The sequence below is a fragment of the Novosphingobium sp. MD-1 genome (genome assembly GCF_001014975.1).
Taxonomy (GTDB): domain Bacteria; phylum Pseudomonadota; class Alphaproteobacteria; order Sphingomonadales; family Sphingomonadaceae; genus Novosphingobium.
Genome location: NZ_BBXA01000030.1, coordinates 1 through 15,000 on the forward strand (window position 1 = coordinate 1; position 15,000 = coordinate 15,000).

Consider the following 15,000-nt stretch of genomic DNA (forward strand, 5'->3'; position numbering starts at 1 on the left):
TTCGCGCCGGCCGGTCAGGATCTTGTGCGGATAGGCCTGGTGTCCCACGTCCCACACCAGCCGGTCGCGCGGCGTGTCGAACACATAATGCAGCGCCACCGTCAGCTCCACCACGCCAAGGCCAGACCCCAGGTGACCGCCCGTCTGCCCCACCGCCCCGATCATCTCCGCCCGGACCTCGTCCGCCAATGCCCGCAAACGCGGCAACGGCCAGCCCCGAAAATCCGATGGCGATTCTACTCCCTCCAGCAAGGGACGATCTCGTTCTAACGACATCCCTGCGCCTTACATTCCAAAAACCGTGGTGTCATTACTACTCAAGTGGGCCTGCGTGCCTGAACCGGTCCTGCACGAAGCGGGCGTGACAGTTGAAAAGTTTTGGCATAAAAAGTGCCGATTCCTGACGCGGACGTATTGACCATCGATCCGCGTGTGGCATCTTCGGGTTTCAAAAAACGACCCGTGACAGTGGGATCGACGCGGGGAACGGGAGAGAGATCATGCGGCGCAAGGCGATTATCGCGGCACTTTTGCTGGGCAGTGCCTTTTCCTTGTCGGGGTGCGACAAGATCAAGCAGGCGGTTTCCGGCAAGTCCGAAATCAAGGTGGTGGAAACCGAGTTTCCCGAGCGCGTGTTCTGGGGCGACACCCATCTTCACACCGCCAATTCGGTCGACGCCTTCGGCTTCGGCAACCGGCTAGGGCCGGAAGAGGCGCTGCGCTTCGCGCGCGGCGAGGAAGTGACGTCGAGCACCGGACAGAAGGCCAAGCTTGCCCGTCCGCTGGACTTCCTGGTGATCGCCGATCACGCCGAGGGGCTGGGCGCGACCAAGGCGCTGTATGACGCCCCGCGCCTGCTGATCACTGATCCCACGCTGCGCCGCTGGTATGATCTGATGCACCAGGGGCCGAAGGGTTCGTTGCAGGCGACCGGCGAGATGCTTCAGGCGCGGTCGCAGAACAAGTTGCCGGCCGGTCTCAACGATCCCGCCAAGGCGCTGGAGCGCACGCGCAAGATCTGGAACGATCACCTCGATACCGTCGATCGCTACAACGAACCCGGCAAGTTCACCGCCTTCTTCGGCTTCGAATACACGCTGATGCAGGGGGGCAACAACCTTCACCGCAACGTGATCTTCCGCGACAACAAGGATCGCGTCGCCAAGATCATGCCGCTCGATCCCACCAACGAACTGTGGCCGGACAAGCTGTGGGATTACATGGACGGGTACGAGAAGAGCACCGGGGGCAAGGTGCTGGCGATCCCGCACAACGCCAACCTTTCCAACGGCCTGATGTTCATGATGACCGATCCCAGCGGTGGCCCGATGACGGCGGCGCAGGCCCGCCGCCGTGCCGCGCACGAGCCGGTGGTGGAAATCACCCAGATCAAGGGCGACAGCGAAGCCCATCCGTTCCTGTCACCGAACGATGAATTCGCGGGTTACGGCACGGCCGGTTGGGACCTCAACAACCTGCTCAATTCGCAACCGACCAAGCCGGGGGATCTGGCGGGCAGCTATGTGCGCGAGGCGTTGAAGCGCGGCCTGATTCTGGAGCAGACGATCGGGGTGAATCCCTACAAGTTCGGCGTGATCGGCTCCACGGATTCGCACAATTCGCTGTCCACGGCGGACGACAACAACTTCTGGGGCAAGCACCCCGGCGTCGAGCCGAGCCCGACGCGCTCGACCGACGGCTTCGTGCCCGGCATCAACAGCGGCCGCATGAACTGGCAATCGCTGGCGAGCGGCTATGCCGCCGTATGGGCGCGCGCCAACACGCGCACCGCGATCTTCGACGCGATCCAGCGCCGCGAAGTCTATGGCACCACGGGGCCGCGCATGACCGTGCGCTTCTTCGGCGGCTGGGATTTCAAGGGCGACGATCTCAGGGGCGACTGGGTCCACGCCGGCTATCGTCGTGGCGTGCCGATGGGCAGCGATCTTTCCGGGCACAAGGGCGCGGGCGCGCCGAGCTTCATCGTTTCCGCGCTGAAAGACCCGGTCGGCGCCAATCTCGATCGCGTCCAGATCGTCAAGGGCTGGGTCGACAAGGGCGGCAAATCGCACGAGAAGGTCTTCGATGTCGTGTGGAGCGATATGGCGAAGCGCAAGCCTGCGGGCGGCAAGGTGCCGGCGGTGGGCGATACCGTGGACCTGACGCGGGCGACCTATGCCAATTCGATCGGCGCGCCTTCGCTGGCCAGCGTGTGGACCGATCCGGAGTTCGATCCGGCGATGCGCGCGTTCTACTATGTGCGCGTGCTGGAAATCCCGACGCCGAACTGGGTCAGCTATGACGCGGTGAAGTACCACCTCACCCTGACGCCGGACATCCCGCGTAAGCAGCAGGAACGCGCCTATACCTCGGCGATCTGGTACACTCCTTCGTAACGGTGCCCGGACATGACCCTGCGATCCCGCGCGGCCTCCCTGCTGCGCGAACCACTGGTGCATTTCATGATCGCGGGGGCGCTGGTCTTCGCCCTGCTGTCCGGCCGCGCGCCCGACGCGGGCGAACGGCGCATCGTGGTGAACGCGGAGGTCGTCTCGCGCCTGCTCAACCGCTTTACCGAAAGCTTCCACCGCCAGCCCACGCCGCAGGAAATGGACGGGCTGATCAGCGACTATGTCCACGAACAGGTCTACTACCGCGAGGCGCTGCGGCTGGGGCTGGACAAGGATGACGAGATCGTGGTGCGCCGGATGCGCAACAAGATGATTGCGATCGCCACCAACGACGCCGAAGCGGCGACACCGTCCGACGCCGATCTCCAGAAGTTGCTCGACAAGGACCCCGGCCGCTATGCGCGCGAACCGAAGGTGACGTTCGCGCAGCTCTATCTGGGGGCGGACAGCCCCGCCGCCCGCGCGGCCGCGCGCGACGCGCTGGTGGCGCTGCGACAGGGCGGGGATGCCACGCGCTATGCCCAGGCGGCGCCGATCAACCCGCGTTATGAGGCGGCGGACGCGGATTCCATCGGTGCCACGTTCGGCGATGCATTCGCGCTGGCGCTGCGCAAGCTGCCGCGCGGCGGATGGACCGGGCCGGTCACCTCGGGCCTTGGCCTGCATCTGGTGCGCGTCGACGCGGTGATCGCGGCCAGGCCGCCGACGGTGGATGAAGCCCGCCAGCAGCTTGCCAACGACTGGCACGAGGCCAACGTGCGCAAGGCGGAGGAAGAGGCCTATCGCAAGATCGTCGAAGGCTATGACGTGGTGATCGAGCAGCCCAAGTGAACACGGTGCGTGGCCTTGTCCTGCTCGTGCTCGCGGTGCTGTGTGCGATCGGCGCACCAGCGCGCGCTGACGAATTGCGGCCGGGCTATCTGGAACTGACGCAGCAGGACGCGGCGCACTGGAAGCTGGTGTGGAAAGCGCCGATCCTTGGCGGGCTGGCCACGCGGGCACGGCCCGCGCTGCCGGCGTTCTGCGCCATCGCTCCGCGCGAAAGCCGGCTGGACAGCGGCTCGGTGATCTCGACCGGCGACGCTACCTGCCGGGGATCGCTGGAAGGGCAGAAAGTGGGCCTTTCCGGTATGGAGACCACGTTCACCGACGCGCTGCTGCGGGTGGCGCCGCTGGGGCGGCCGGTTCAGGCCGAGCGGCTCACCACCGCACAGCCGATGGTGGAGGTGGCGGCGAAACCCGGCCGCTGGCAGGTGGCGCGGACCTATTTCGTGCTGGGCGTCGAACACATCCTGACGGGATACGACCACCTGCTGTTCGTGGTCTCGCTGGTGCTGCTGCTGGGCCATTTGTGGACCGTGGTGCGTGCCGCCACGGCATTCACGGTGGCGCATTCGATTACCCTTGCCGGCACCACGCTGGGGCTGTTCGGGCTGGCGCAGGCGCCGGTGGAAGCGCTGATTGCGCTGTCGATCGTGTTCCTGGCGGTGGAGATCGTGAAACGCCGCGAAGGCGCGCCGCGCCTGTCCGAACGCGTGCCGTGGGTGGTGGCCTTCCTGTTCGGACTGCTGCACGGCTTCGGCTTTGCCGGCGCGCTGCGCGAGATCGGCTTGCCGGAAACCGATGTGCCGATGGCGCTGCTGACGTTCAATCTGGGCGTGGAGACCGGGCAGCTGGTGATCGTGGCGGTCTGCCTCGCCGCGATCGGGATGTTGCGGCGCTTCACCCCGCAAGCGCTGCGCCCGGCGACGCTTGTGGCGACTTATGCGATTGGCATTACCGCCAGCTACTGGTTCATCGATCGCCTGATCGCCTGAAGGCGCTTCCCTAGGCGCTGATCGGAAGCGTGGACCATGTTTCGGTGATCGTGTGCCCGTCGAACACCGCGATGTCCCCGAACTGGAGAAACAGAGCTTCGCTCTGGTCCGGGCGCAGGAAGACGTGGTCGTCCGGGCGCAGGTTCGTCCGGGCCGAACCGAGCAGGAGTTCCTGGTTGGAGGAGCGCCCGAACAGGCCGGAATAGGACAGGCCCGGCGGCGAAACCGGCTGGGCCAGCCAGTGGCCGCCATGCATGAAGAAGCCGCGCTGGCTGTTGCGATCGAACCAGTGCATCAGGCCCGACAGCGGCTCCACGCCCGGCAGGCGCATGTCCGCCACCGCCTTGATGACGGGAGAGGCGATGAAAGCCGCCGGCGCCAGATCGGCAAGGTCCGAATAGTCGAACGTGCCCGGCTTGACGAAGGCGGAGCCGACCGAAACCTCGTTGGCCACGGTGCCCTTGCAATGGCGGCGGAACGTGGGGCTTCCCGCTCCGTTCAGCGTCAGCGGCGCTGCATTGCCGACGACGTGGCGCACGGCATCGATGGCGGCGCGGTAGGCGGCCTGCGAGGCGGCATAGGCGCGATCGGGAAGCGGCATCTTGGGAACATGGGGGTCGTAACCCATCAGCCCGGCGATGCGCACGCTGTTGTCGCGCGCGAAGGCGAGTGCGGGGGCTAGGGCCGTGGCATCGGGAAATCCGCCGCGGTGCAGGCCGACATCGAGTTCGAAGCTCGCCTGCAACGGGACGCCATGCGCTTTGGCGATCGCGGCGTATTCGGAAAGCCGCTGCGGCGTGTCGATCAGCCATTGCGGGCGGGCGGCGGCCTGCGGCCCGGCCTTGTCGATCACGCGGGCGAATTCGGCGGCGGGCAGGGGCTTGCCCATCAGCATGTCGGCATCGGCGTAAAGGGGCAGCAATTGCAGCAGCATCTCGGCGCTGAACACCATCATCCGCCGGCTGCCCATGCCGTTCAGCACGTGTTCGATGAGGCGGGGGGCGGGCAGCGACTTGACTACCACGCGCAGCGGTAGTTTCGCACTATCGACCGAGGCGCGGATGGCTCGTACGTTCGCGTCCAGCCGCTGCCGGTCGATCACCAGCACGGGATGCATCAGCCCGGCGCGGCGCAGCGCGGCGGCCAGCGCGGCAAAATAGGCATCGTGTCCGCCGCCGGTCTCCGCCGGGCGCAGGGCAAGGACGCCGAGCCCGGCGACGGCGATGGCACCGCCGCCCGCCAGCACGGCGCGGCGCGAGGATGTCTTGCGTTCAGGCGGCATCGAAGATCCTGTGCAGGAAGGGGTTGAGCATCCGGCCCTGCGGATCGAGCCGGCGGCGTACCGCGTCGGCTTGCGCGAACATCGGATAGAGCGGCTGGAGTTCCTTGCGTGACAGCGAATGGAGCTTGCCCCAATGCGGTCGCCCGCCCGCCTCGCGCAGCACCGGTTCGATCAGGTCGAACATGAACTGGTGGCTGTCCTTGTAATAGGCGTGGACCGCGATCGACCCGCTTTCGCGCTGGTAGAACGGGGAAAGCCAGGCGTCGTCCGGCGCGATGATCCGGGCCTCGATCGGCACGAACACGTCGTGCGCCTGGCTTTCGATGCGCCGGACCACTTCGCGCAGGGCCTCCACCTGCCGTTCGATGGGAACGTGGTATTCCATTTCCTTGAAACGCACGGGGCGTTCGTTCGACAGGAGCTTCCAGCCCTGGTCGATAGCCACTTCGGGCGGTTCGTCGTTCAGGAAATGCGCCGCGACGCGCTTGCGCACGCCGGGCGTGAATTCGAACACGTCGCGCAGCAGCTTCAACTGCATCAGCACGTCGGTATCGCGATCGGGGCCGCGCGGGCGGACCGGTTCGGTCGAGACATCGTGCGTGATAAGCGCGGCCTTGCCGGTGAAGGGCAGGATCAGGAATTCGGCATTGCGATGGTGCGCGGCGAGCGCGGGCCACTGGCCGAGCAGTTCCTCGGTATCCACGATCCGCACTTCCTTGCGCACCCGCGTCAGCGGTTGGTTGCGCAGGGTCACTTCGGTCAGCACGCCGAACGCGCCGAGGCCCACGCGCGCGGCGTGGAACACCTCGGGTTCGTGATCGGGCGCGGCTTCAATCACCGTGCCATCGGGGGTGACCAGCCGCAGCGCGGTAACGCCGCCGTGAATCGCGGTCAGCCCTTTGCCGGTACCATGCGTGCCGGTGGCGAGCGCGCCGGCCAGCGATTGCTTGTTGATGTCCGGCAGGTTGGGCATCTCCTGCCCGATCGCGGCCAGCGCGGGGCCGAGCGCGGCCAGCCGCGTTCCTGCCAGGACGCGGGCCGAATGCGTGGCGGCGTCATGCCCGGCCAGCCCCGCCATGCGGTCGAGCGAGAGCATCGTGCCCGAAGTGGGCACCAGCGCGGTGAAGCTGTGCCCGGCGCCGACCGGCCGGATCGGGGCGGGGGCGGCGGGCAGCGCTTGCACGAGTTCGGATTCGCTGGCGGGAGCGAGGCGACGTTCCGGATAGGCATGTTCCAGGCCGCACCAGTTGGTCCAGAGCACGCGGCCCGATCCGTCGAGCGCGGGCGGGGGGACCGGTTCGCGATCAAGCCAGGCACGTCGCGCCGTCAGGCCGCCCGCCGTGGCTCCCAGTACGCCCACAGTCCCCAGAATGGCTTTCCTGCGCGTGAGCAATGCCATGGTTCCTATTCCTTTTCGCGGCCGGCCATGAACCGGATCAGCGCCTTGAGATCGTCGGGCGTGCAGGCAAGGCACTGGCCACCGGCGGGCATCGCGCCCTTGCCCTGGATGGCGCTGGCAAGCAGCGCGTCCGGCCCCTTGCTCCAGCGGGCATCCCACAGGGTCCGGTCGCCGGTGAGCGGAGCGGTGGAGGCGCGGACGGTGTGGCAGGCCTTGCACGATGCGCCATAGAGTTCGGCAAGATGCGGATCGGCCGGTGTCAACGCGGCGCTTTGCGCCTCGGTCAGCGGCTGGGTCGGCGGTGCGGAATGGCCGCAGCCAGCCAGAGCAAGCAGGGCCGGCGCCAGCAATGCCGCCGCGAACATGCCCTGAGGTGGATGCAGTCCGAGTCGCACCATGATGTCCCTTCCCAACTTGCTGGAAATCTAGTTATAGCTATATTTCTGTCAAGGAGCATCGGAACGTGACCGAAGAAGGCGAAATCCCCTTTGCGATGTCGGGGCGAAAACCGGTGCAAAAGCGGGCGCAAGCCACGTGGAACCGCCTGCTCGATGCCGCTGGAAGTCTGCTGGAAGAAGTGGGGGTGGAGCGCATTTCCACCAACCTGGTGGCGGCGCGCGCCGGGGTCAGTCCGCCGACGCTCTACCACTACTTCCCGGACAAGTACGCGCTGTTGGCGGCCTTGGGGGAGCGGCTGATGGTGGCGCAGAATGCGCTGGTGGTGCTGGACCCGGAACAGGACGAAGCGGCCATTGCCGCCGTGCTGGAGGCGCATGTCACCCTGACCCGCGCCACGCCGGGCGGGGCGTGGATCATGCGGATGCTGCGGGCGGTGCCGCAGCTCGCGCCGATCCGCATCGCCTCGCACCGTGCCGTGGCGCACGCGCTGGCGGAGCGCGTGCTCGCGCTCGACCCCCGGCAGGACCCGCAGTCTACCGAGGCGCGGGCGCGGCTTTGCGTGGACTTGGGATATGCCGCGATCGAACTGATCTTCGACGAACCCGATCTGCCGGAGGCTCCGGCGCTGGCCGATGCCGCGCGCGCGATCCGGGCGGTGATCGCGCCGTAGGCCGCTTGCGTCGCGCCTGTTCCTTGCTATGAAGTTTTCACGAATATGAACTGATCGAGGATTGGGAGAGCCGCATGGCCAAGATCAAGACCACGCACGTCGGAAGCCTGCCGCGCGGCGATGAATTGACGCCGCTGCTGCTGGCGCGCGATGGCGGCCAGCCTTACGACGCGGCCGAGTTCGATGCCAAGGTTTCGGCCGCGGTCGATGCGGCGGTGCAGGCGCAGGTCGAAGCGGGCGTGTCCGTGGTCAGCGATGGCGAACTGGGGAAGGTCGGCTATTCGACCTACATGATCGAGCGGCTGTCCGGCTTTGGTGGCCATATCGATCGCAAGCCGGCGGCGGACCTCGCCGAAGTGCCGAACCTTGCGAAAAAGCTGTCGGCGATCATGGGCAGCCAGGAATTCGTGCGGGCTTCGTGCATCGGTCCGGTGAAGCTGGTCACGCTCGATCCGCTGCACGAGGATATCCGCCGCTTCAAGGCGGCGCTCGCCAAGCATGGCGCGCCCGATACCGAAGCCTTCATGAACGCCGCCTCGCCGGGGCTGATCACCGCGTTCCAGGTGAACCGCCACTATCCGAGCCACGAGGCCTATCTGGCCGACCTGGCGGACGCGATGCGCGAGGAATACGAGACGATCGTGCGCGAAGGGTTCTACCTTCAGCTCGATTGCCCGGACCTCGCGATGTCGCGCCACACCGGCTACCAGGACATGGCGGAGGAGGACTTCCTCAAGGTTGCGGCCGCGAACGTCGAGGCGCTGAATGCCGCCACGGCCAATATCCCGCCCGAAAAGATGCGGATGCACGTGTGCTGGGGCAACTACGAAGGCCCGCACGATCACGACATCGCGCTGGAGAAGGTCATCGACATCGTGCTGAAGGCGCGCCCCGCCACGGTGCTGTTCGAGGCCGCCAACCCGCGCCACGAACACGAATGGAAGGTATGGAAGGACGCGCGGCTGCCCGACTGGAAGGTGTTGGCGCCGGGCCTGATCGACACCTGCTCCAACTATATCGAGCATCCTGAACTGATCGCCCAGCGGATCGAGCGCTTTGCCGAATTCGTCGGCCCGGAACGCGTTGTCGCCAGCACCGATTGCGGCTTCGGCACGTTTGCCGGTTATGGCAAGATCGATCCGATCGTGACATGGCGCAAGCTTCGGTCGCTGCGCGAAGGTGCGGACATCGCGGCGGCCCGTATGTGAGCCGGCCGTCTCTGACGGCGAACAGGGAGCAAGGTATGAACCCCGATGATCGCCGGGCCGTCGAGCACGATTGCGCCCGCCTGATCGCGCTTTACGCCAACCTCAACGACGAGGCGCGCTGGGACGAGGTGGCCGCGCTCTATGCCGAGGATGGCGTGATGTTCCGCCCGACCGCGCCGGACCAGCCGGTCGTGGGGCGCGAGGCGATCCTCGCCGCGTTCAAGGCCCGCCCGCCGCGCATCACGCGGCACGTCTGCTCCAACGTGGTGATCGATGTCGAAGGACCGGCTACCGCGCGGGGCACCTCGGCGATGCTGCTGTTTACGGGGGATGGGCCGCCACTGGTCGGTTCGTTTCATGATCGCTTTTGCCTGACCGCCGCCGGATGGCGCTTCGCCGAGCGGCGCGGGTCGCTGACGTTCAAGGGGTAAGGAGATGAGCGCCAGCCAGGCGGGCGCTGCCGCCCCGGTCAAGTCCGCGATGCGCACGCTCGATGTGATCGAGTTCGTCGTGGCGCATCCGCAGGGCGTGATCGCGCAGGAGATCGCGGCGGCGCTGGGGATTCCCGTCAGCAGCCTGTCCTATCTGCTGGCGACGCTGGCCGAGCGGGAATACCTGGCCCGGCAAGGGAGGCGCTACCTGCCGGGACCAGGGCTGGAGCGGTTGCGTGCGCCCGTGTCTTCGCTCTCGCTGGAGGAGCGCGTGGCACCGCTGGTGCGCGCCTTGCGCAGCGAGTTGAACGAAACCTCGTCGTTCATGATCCGCGCCGGCTGGGATGCCGAGGCGCTGGTGACCGAAGCCAGCGATCAGGCGCTGCGCTATGCGATCGATCCCGGCACGCGCAAGCCGCTGCACGGGCTGGCCGGCGGGCTGGTCCTGCTGGCGGGAATGTCCGAGGCGGAACTGGCGGACTATTTCGCCCGAAGCGCACGGGAACAACTGACGCCGAAAACACGCGTTGCGGAGGCCGATCTGCGCGCCGATATCGCGGAGATCCGGCAAAACGGCTTCTGCACCGCGCGCGAGCGGGCCACGCTTGGTATTTGCGGGGTGGCTGTGCCGGTCAGGCTGGGCGACCGGCAGATCGGCGTGTTCAGCGTGGCGGTGCCCGCGGTCCGGTTCGACCCCGCGCTGGAACAGCGGATCAGGATACTGCTCCAGCGCAGCGCGGACGCGATCAGGGAAGCGTAGTCGGAACGGGCGCGGAAACCGGTCCGATGTGCAGGCTTCCGGCCGGTTTGTGGGTCGTTTGCTTGTGATTGGCGCGCGAAGCCTGCCGGGCGTGCCGCTGCGCCAGCCATGACATGACCGGGGCGCACAGGAACGCGGCGGACAGGCTGGCAAGCTGCAGCGCCAGCAGCCATTCGGTTTCGCTTCCCCAACCGGTGTCGATCGCCAGGATCGTTACCGTCAGCGCGAGGAACAGCGCGCCCAGCACGGATTCCGCCGCCGTATCGGCGAAGGGCGAACGGCGCGACGCGGACACGGCGAATTTTGGCGTGCGGCGCCAGGCCAGCGGGCGGCGGGAAAGCCCGGCGACGCCGCCGAGCAGCACGATCCACGTGAGCGAGGCGCGGGCGATTTCGCCCAGCACCATGTCGCGCGGTTCATGGCAGCCGGACAGGCGATAGCGGTGCGCCGTGCGCGCGCACCAGGTCATCCCGCCAAGGATCATCAGCGCCCACACCACGTTGGGGATGTCCACGGGATCGCCGGCGCGGGCTGATTGGGCAAGGCCCATGAAAACCGTGCCCGCCAGCATCAGGACCAGCGCTCCCATGCGCTGCAGCGGGGCGACGCAGCGCAACACTTCAAGAAGCTTCGACCAGCCCGGTAGCGCTCCGGCGATGGGTTGCGGCAGGAACAACCGCCAGTGGCGGCGCAACTGCTGCACGGGGCCGGCGGTCCAGCGAAACCGCTGCTTGCGGTAATCGTCGAAGGTTTCGGGGATCAGTCCCCGTCCGAACGTTTCGTTGAAGTAAAGCCCGTGCCAGCCGGTGGCCCGCATCCGGACCGAAACTTCGGAATCCTCGGTAAGGCACCATTCGGCCCACCCGCCGGCATCCCTGAGCGCCTGCGCGCGCAGCAGGCACATCGTGCCGATGGTGAATGCGCCGCCGTATTCGCTGATTCCACGCCAGTCGACCTTGTTCACCGGCATGTATTCCCAATGGCAGGCGGTCAGCCACGGGCTGCCCGCGTACCCGCGATAATCGTGGGGAGTCTGGATATAGCCCAGATTGGCATCGTCGAAATGCGGCACCAGCCGCGACAGGAAATCGCGTGTGGCGTGATAATCGGCATCGATCACGCCAACGATCTCGGTATCGCGCGCCATGACGTCGAGGCAGAAGTTGAGCGCGCCGGCCTTCGCACCTTCCAGGGGAGCGACGTGGAAGAAGCGGAACACGGTGCGGCCAAGCTGCCGATTGAGCGCAGTGCAATGGGCTTCCAGCGGACGCCAAAGGGCTTCGTCCGGCGTGTTGTTGTCGCAGACCAGCACTTCGAAATTGGCATAGGCAAGCGCCGCCAGGCGATCCATCGTCCCCATCACGACCGCGGGCGGTTCGGAATAGCAGGGCAGATGGAGCGAGACCTTCGGTTCACGCGCCGCCTTTGCTGATGCGCTGCCCGGCGATACAGGCCGCCGCCAGCGTTCATGCGTAATGGCGGCGTCACGCGCGATGCTGCCAGCCATTGCGGCCAGGGCAACGACCGTGCCCAGCGCCAGCCCGATCAGGGCGGGTATGCGGAACCAGCCGGGAAAATCGCTTTCGCCGATGAACAGCGCGCTCCAGCCGGTCGCAACCGTCACCGCGAGAATTTGCGCGGCATGCCAGGCGATACCGGCGTTGTTCAGGCGGGCCACCCGTATCCGCAAAACCATGCACAGGCCCGCGAAGACGAAGGTTGCGAGCAACAGCGGCGTGGCTGACAAAGAGGGGGCAGGGCCAGCCAGGAGTACGGTGGCCGTCAGCGCGGCTGCCGCAAGCGCGCAGAGTTCGCACAGGTCGCGCAACCGGGACGGCGCGAGCCGCACCGGCTCCCTGTATCGCGCCAGTGCTACAAGCGCGGAAAGGCAGGCGGAGATCGCCGCGAACAGCAGCGGCGCATCAAGCGAAGCACGAGAGAACGTCAACAACTGCGACCCCAGATTTCGTTCGGAATCAGGCAAATGCCGAATCCGCCGGACCTGTCTCCGCACGGGCGGGACCGATCGAACGAAATCGCGAAAGCAGCAAAGGTTTCTCTTTGACAGTCCCGGGTGCGACGGGGCGTGCAATTCTTGCCACGCAATGCAACAGGTTACAGCCAGAGTGAGCGCCTTGCCCGTCGATCGCCACAACGGAAGGCATGGTTCGCGCCCTCCGGGTGCTGTGATCGTGCTCGATGCCTCAGGCGGCAGCCATGCCTTCGGTGATTCGCTGCGTTTCGGCTCGGGTCGATTCCGGCCCGGTGTTGCGCTTGTAGATGCCGCCTTGCCCCGCCTGGCGGTTGAACAGGTCGGGATCACCATCGCGCTGCTTCAGGCCGAACAGCGGGAACAGGCCGGGATGGCGGCCCAGTCCGCCGTACAGGTCGAGGCAGCGCTCGATCCAGTCGCGCAGCGGATCGTCTTCGGCCAATACCGGGGTCTGGCATACCGACGCGGTGAACAGGATACCGCCCATGATGCGGAAATCGGCATAGTTAGGGGTGGGGCCGCCGAGCCATGGGTGCTGCGCAAGAGCGGCGCGCAAGGGCTCCAGCGCGGCGGAGATTTTGGGCAGCCGCTCCTCGCGCCCGGCCTGCACCTCTTCCAGCTTGCGGCCCAGCATCTTCTCGCGCGAATGCGTGACGTAGGCATGGTCCTGCGGCACCGAAAGGTTGCGATAATCGGCGCAGAAGCAGAACATCCATGGCCCGACCGCGGCGTTCCAGAACCAGTGATCGAGCGCCTTGAGCGTTGCCGCCACGCTTTCGTGCGGGATCAGGGCGGGGCGGTCGGGGTACTTGGCGTCAAGGTATTCGACGATGCCCCAGCTGTCGAGCACCCATTCCCCATCATCGACGATCGCGGGCAGGCGCTCCGTCTTGCCGCCGGTGCGTTCGAGAATGCCGGTGAAGCCGCCGGGCACGACGTCCAGTTCGAAGCCCTTGTGCTTGACGGCATACTTGGTGGCCCAGACGAACGGGCTGATCGTGGCGCCCGTCGAAAGGGCAAGATCGTAGAAGGTGATGGTGTTGTTCGCGGCCATGCCGGTTGCTCTCCTGGGCGTCTTCTTTTCTGCGAACGATCATGCCACGAATTGTTAGGTTTACAAACTAAATTCGGGCAAAAAAAGAGCGCCGGCCCCGTCGGGAGGAGCCGGCGCTCACGCTTCGGGCTTGCGCGGAATTACTTCCGGGTACGCCAGCCTTCGGCATAGCTGTCACGGGCGACTTCCGAATAGGGCACGGAGGCGACGACCGCCTTGATCTCGGTCTGGACGTGGGGTTCGACGGTCGGCTTGGTGGTGCCGCCATCGGGTTCGCCCCACAGCAGCGATACTTCGGTGCCGGGGGTTTCGAAGCCCGGTTCCATCATGGCCAGCGTCAGGAACTTGCCCTCGTTGGCGCTGTAGCCGATCCACGTCGAGATACCGGCCGTCTTGCCGTCCTTCAGCACCAGGTCGAACGGGTGCATGGCGTAGACCGAGCTGGGGTACTCCATGAACTTGGCCCGTTCGCCCTTGCTCAGGGCAGAGGACTGCACGCGCATCACGTCCTCGTTATCGAGCGCCAGCGTCACCTTGGTGCGCTTGGGGCCGGCTGCCATCTTCTCGAGCGCGGCGCGGCCGATGAACTCGTGGTCGAACTTCACGAACGGGCCGTACCCGAGATCCCAGGGATTGGTGTAATAGCCGTCGATGCTGTCGGGCACATAGCTGCCGCCGACCGAGCACTTGCCTTCATAGGAATTGGCGGAGAGCCATTCGCGATAGGGCTTCAGCGCCTCGCCCGTGTAGATCGCCGGCAGCGGGGAGGGGATCCAGCCCGATTCCAGCGTGTTGGACGAATAGGCACGGCCACCGACCAGCGCCAGGCCGAAGTCCTTGCCGGCTTCCACCAGCGCGCCGTGGACGGCGGCATAGTCTTCCCACGGGCCGAACAGTTCGAAGCCCGGCTGACCGGCCATGCCGTGGCGCAGGGCGCGCACGTCCTTGCCGCCGATCGTCATGCGGGTCATGTGGAAGAACTTCAGTTCCGGCGCCGGCTTGCCCGTGGCCTTCTCGATGATCTTCATCGCGTTGGGGCCCTGGATCTGGAAGCGGTACGAATTGCGCTTCCCGTCGGTGCGCATCGCCCAGCGTTCGTCACGCTCGACGGTCACATTCCAGTTGCCGCTCGCGGCGTGATATTCGACCCACTCGATCGACGGCGCGCGGCCGACGAGGTTGAATTCGTTCTCGTCGAGATAGAACAGGATCACGTCGCCGATGACGTAGCCATCGGGCGTGCAGGGCACGAACTGCTTGGCGCGATCGGGCTGGAAGCCCTTGAAGGTGTTGATCGCAAGATATTCCAGCATCTTGAACGCATCGGGGCCGCGCACCGCCAGATCGACCATGTGATACGACTGGTTGTAAAGCACGGCCGTGTGGCCCCAGGCCCATTGTTCCGCGCGCCAGTTGGAATATTCGGCGGGCACGCCGGGATAGACGTTCGGGCCGACCTGCTGGTTGCGCAGGAAGCCGACGACATCGGCCTGGCTCTGCAGCAGCTGTTCAAGATTTTGCGACATGGATGGAGACTCTCCCGTGCGAGGTGGTTTGGCGTGAACGCCTCATGCCT

The 15,000-nt window shown here is 66.3% G+C and carries 14 protein-coding genes; 7 read left to right on the forward strand and 7 right to left on the reverse strand.

Annotated features, from left to right (window positions below; all coding sequences use genetic code 11):
* Positions 1-276: 1-deoxy-D-xylulose-5-phosphate synthase N-terminal domain-containing protein (locus NMD1_RS13185; RefSeq protein WP_304413632.1), on the reverse strand; the 276-nt coding region annotated here is incomplete at its 3' end.
* A 224-nt stretch (positions 277-500) separates the two neighbouring features.
* Between NMD1_RS13185 and NMD1_RS13190 the strand changes: the two genes are divergently transcribed.
* Genes NMD1_RS13190 through NMD1_RS13200 form a run of 3 tightly spaced genes read left to right on the forward strand, consistent with a single transcriptional unit; the run spans position 501 to position 4,228 of the window.
* Complete coding sequence (locus tag NMD1_RS13190; protein ID WP_125955116.1) at positions 501-2,396, forward strand: DUF3604 domain-containing protein; 1,896 nt, start codon at positions 501-503, stop codon at positions 2,394-2,396.
* Between the two features lie 12 nt (positions 2,397-2,408).
* Positions 2,409-3,242, forward strand: a complete 834-nt coding sequence (locus tag NMD1_RS13195; RefSeq protein ID WP_125955117.1) for a peptidyl-prolyl cis-trans isomerase — start codon at positions 2,409-2,411, stop codon at positions 3,240-3,242.
* Positions 3,239-4,228 carry a HupE/UreJ family protein gene (locus NMD1_RS13200; RefSeq protein ID WP_233497630.1) on the forward strand — a complete coding sequence of 330 codons (990 nt, stop codon included), beginning with the start codon at positions 3,239-3,241 and terminating at the stop codon, positions 4,226-4,228. Before NMD1_RS13195 ends, NMD1_RS13200 begins: the two co-directional genes overlap by 4 nt.
* Positions 4,229-4,238: 10 nt before the next feature.
* Here NMD1_RS13200 and NMD1_RS13205 read toward each other — a convergent pair whose 3' ends face one another.
* Genes NMD1_RS13205 through NMD1_RS13215 form a run of 3 tightly spaced genes read right to left on the reverse strand, consistent with a single transcriptional unit; the run spans position 4,239 to position 7,307 of the window.
* Entirely contained in the window at positions 4,239-5,510 is a 1,272-nt protein-coding gene (locus NMD1_RS13205) for an alanine racemase (protein WP_125955118.1), read from the reverse strand.
* A complete protein-coding gene (locus NMD1_RS13210) occupies positions 5,500-6,909 on the reverse strand; it encodes a D-arabinono-1,4-lactone oxidase (RefSeq protein ID WP_199558129.1) in 1,410 nt (469 codons plus the stop codon). The genes NMD1_RS13205 and NMD1_RS13210 overlap by 11 nt, the downstream gene beginning before the upstream one ends.
* 5 nt (positions 6,910-6,914) lie before the next feature.
* Complete coding sequence (locus NMD1_RS13215; protein ID WP_199558130.1) at positions 6,915-7,307, reverse strand: cytochrome c5 family protein; 393 nt, start codon at positions 7,305-7,307, stop codon at positions 6,915-6,917.
* Positions 7,308-7,372: 65 nt separating this feature from the next.
* Between NMD1_RS13215 and NMD1_RS13220 the strand changes: the two genes are divergently transcribed.
* The 4 genes from NMD1_RS13220 (at position 7,373) to NMD1_RS13235 (ending at position 10,377) form a co-directional block, all read left to right on the forward strand.
* The gene (locus tag NMD1_RS13220; protein WP_125955119.1) at positions 7,373-7,978 is read left to right on the forward strand and encodes a TetR/AcrR family transcriptional regulator; all 606 of its coding nucleotides are present in this window, start codon (positions 7,373-7,375) and stop codon (positions 7,976-7,978) included.
* A 74-nt stretch (positions 7,979-8,052) separates the two neighbouring features.
* On the forward strand, positions 8,053-9,186 hold the full coding sequence (locus tag NMD1_RS13225) for a cobalamin-independent methionine synthase II family protein (RefSeq protein WP_125955120.1): 1,134 nt from the start codon (positions 8,053-8,055) through the stop codon (positions 9,184-9,186).
* Positions 9,187-9,221: 35 nt separating this feature from the next.
* Positions 9,222-9,617, forward strand: coding sequence for a nuclear transport factor 2 family protein (locus NMD1_RS13230; protein WP_125955121.1), 396 nt, complete (start codon positions 9,222-9,224; stop codon positions 9,615-9,617).
* A 4-nt stretch (positions 9,618-9,621) separates the two neighbouring features.
* Positions 9,622-10,377 carry an IclR family transcriptional regulator gene (locus NMD1_RS13235; RefSeq protein WP_124811285.1) on the forward strand — a complete coding sequence of 252 codons (756 nt, stop codon included), beginning with the start codon at positions 9,622-9,624 and terminating at the stop codon, positions 10,375-10,377.
* Here NMD1_RS13235 and NMD1_RS13240 read toward each other — a convergent pair.
* From NMD1_RS13240 to NMD1_RS13250, 3 genes are all read right to left on the reverse strand, one after another.
* Positions 10,364-12,325: a glycosyltransferase family 2 protein gene (locus tag NMD1_RS13240; RefSeq protein WP_158453959.1), complete on the reverse strand. Its 1,962-nt coding sequence runs from the start codon at positions 12,323-12,325 to the stop codon at positions 10,364-10,366. The genes NMD1_RS13235 and NMD1_RS13240 overlap by 14 nt on opposite strands.
* 256 nt (positions 12,326-12,581) lie before the next feature.
* Positions 12,582-13,424, reverse strand: a complete 843-nt coding sequence (locus NMD1_RS13245) for a beta-etherase (RefSeq protein WP_125955123.1) — start codon at positions 13,422-13,424, stop codon at positions 12,582-12,584.
* A gap of 140 nt (positions 13,425-13,564) precedes the next feature.
* Positions 13,565-14,950, reverse strand: a complete 1,386-nt coding sequence (locus NMD1_RS13250; protein ID WP_125955124.1) for an aminomethyltransferase family protein — start codon at positions 14,948-14,950, stop codon at positions 13,565-13,567.
* Between the last annotated feature and the right edge of the window lie 50 nt (positions 14,951-15,000).

Coding starts and splice junctions, on each gene's coding strand:
- NMD1_RS13250 (WP_125955124.1), bottom strand. CDS start 14,950: ATGTCGCAAAATCTTGAACAGCTGCTGCAGAGCCAGGCCGATGTCGTC.
- NMD1_RS13235 (WP_124811285.1), top strand. CDS start 9,622: ATGAGCGCCAGCCAGGCGGGCGCTGCCGCCCCGGTCAAGTCCGCGATG.
- NMD1_RS13225 (WP_125955120.1), top strand. CDS start 8,053: ATGGCCAAGATCAAGACCACGCACGTCGGAAGCCTGCCGCGCGGCGAT.
- NMD1_RS13210 (WP_199558129.1), bottom strand. CDS start 6,909: ATGGCATTGCTCACGCGCAGGAAAGCCATTCTGGGGACTGTGGGCGTA.
- NMD1_RS13195 (WP_125955117.1), top strand. CDS start 2,409: ATGACCCTGCGATCCCGCGCGGCCTCCCTGCTGCGCGAACCACTGGTG.
- NMD1_RS13245 (WP_125955123.1), bottom strand. CDS start 13,424: ATGGCCGCGAACAACACCATCACCTTCTACGATCTTGCCCTTTCGACG.
- NMD1_RS13190 (WP_125955116.1), top strand. CDS start 501: ATGCGGCGCAAGGCGATTATCGCGGCACTTTTGCTGGGCAGTGCCTTT.
- NMD1_RS13215 (WP_199558130.1), bottom strand. CDS start 7,307: ATGGTGCGACTCGGACTGCATCCACCTCAGGGCATGTTCGCGGCGGCA.
- NMD1_RS13205 (WP_125955118.1), bottom strand. CDS start 5,510: ATGCCGCCTGAACGCAAGACATCCTCGCGCCGCGCCGTGCTGGCGGGC.
- NMD1_RS13230 (WP_125955121.1), top strand. CDS start 9,222: ATGAACCCCGATGATCGCCGGGCCGTCGAGCACGATTGCGCCCGCCTG.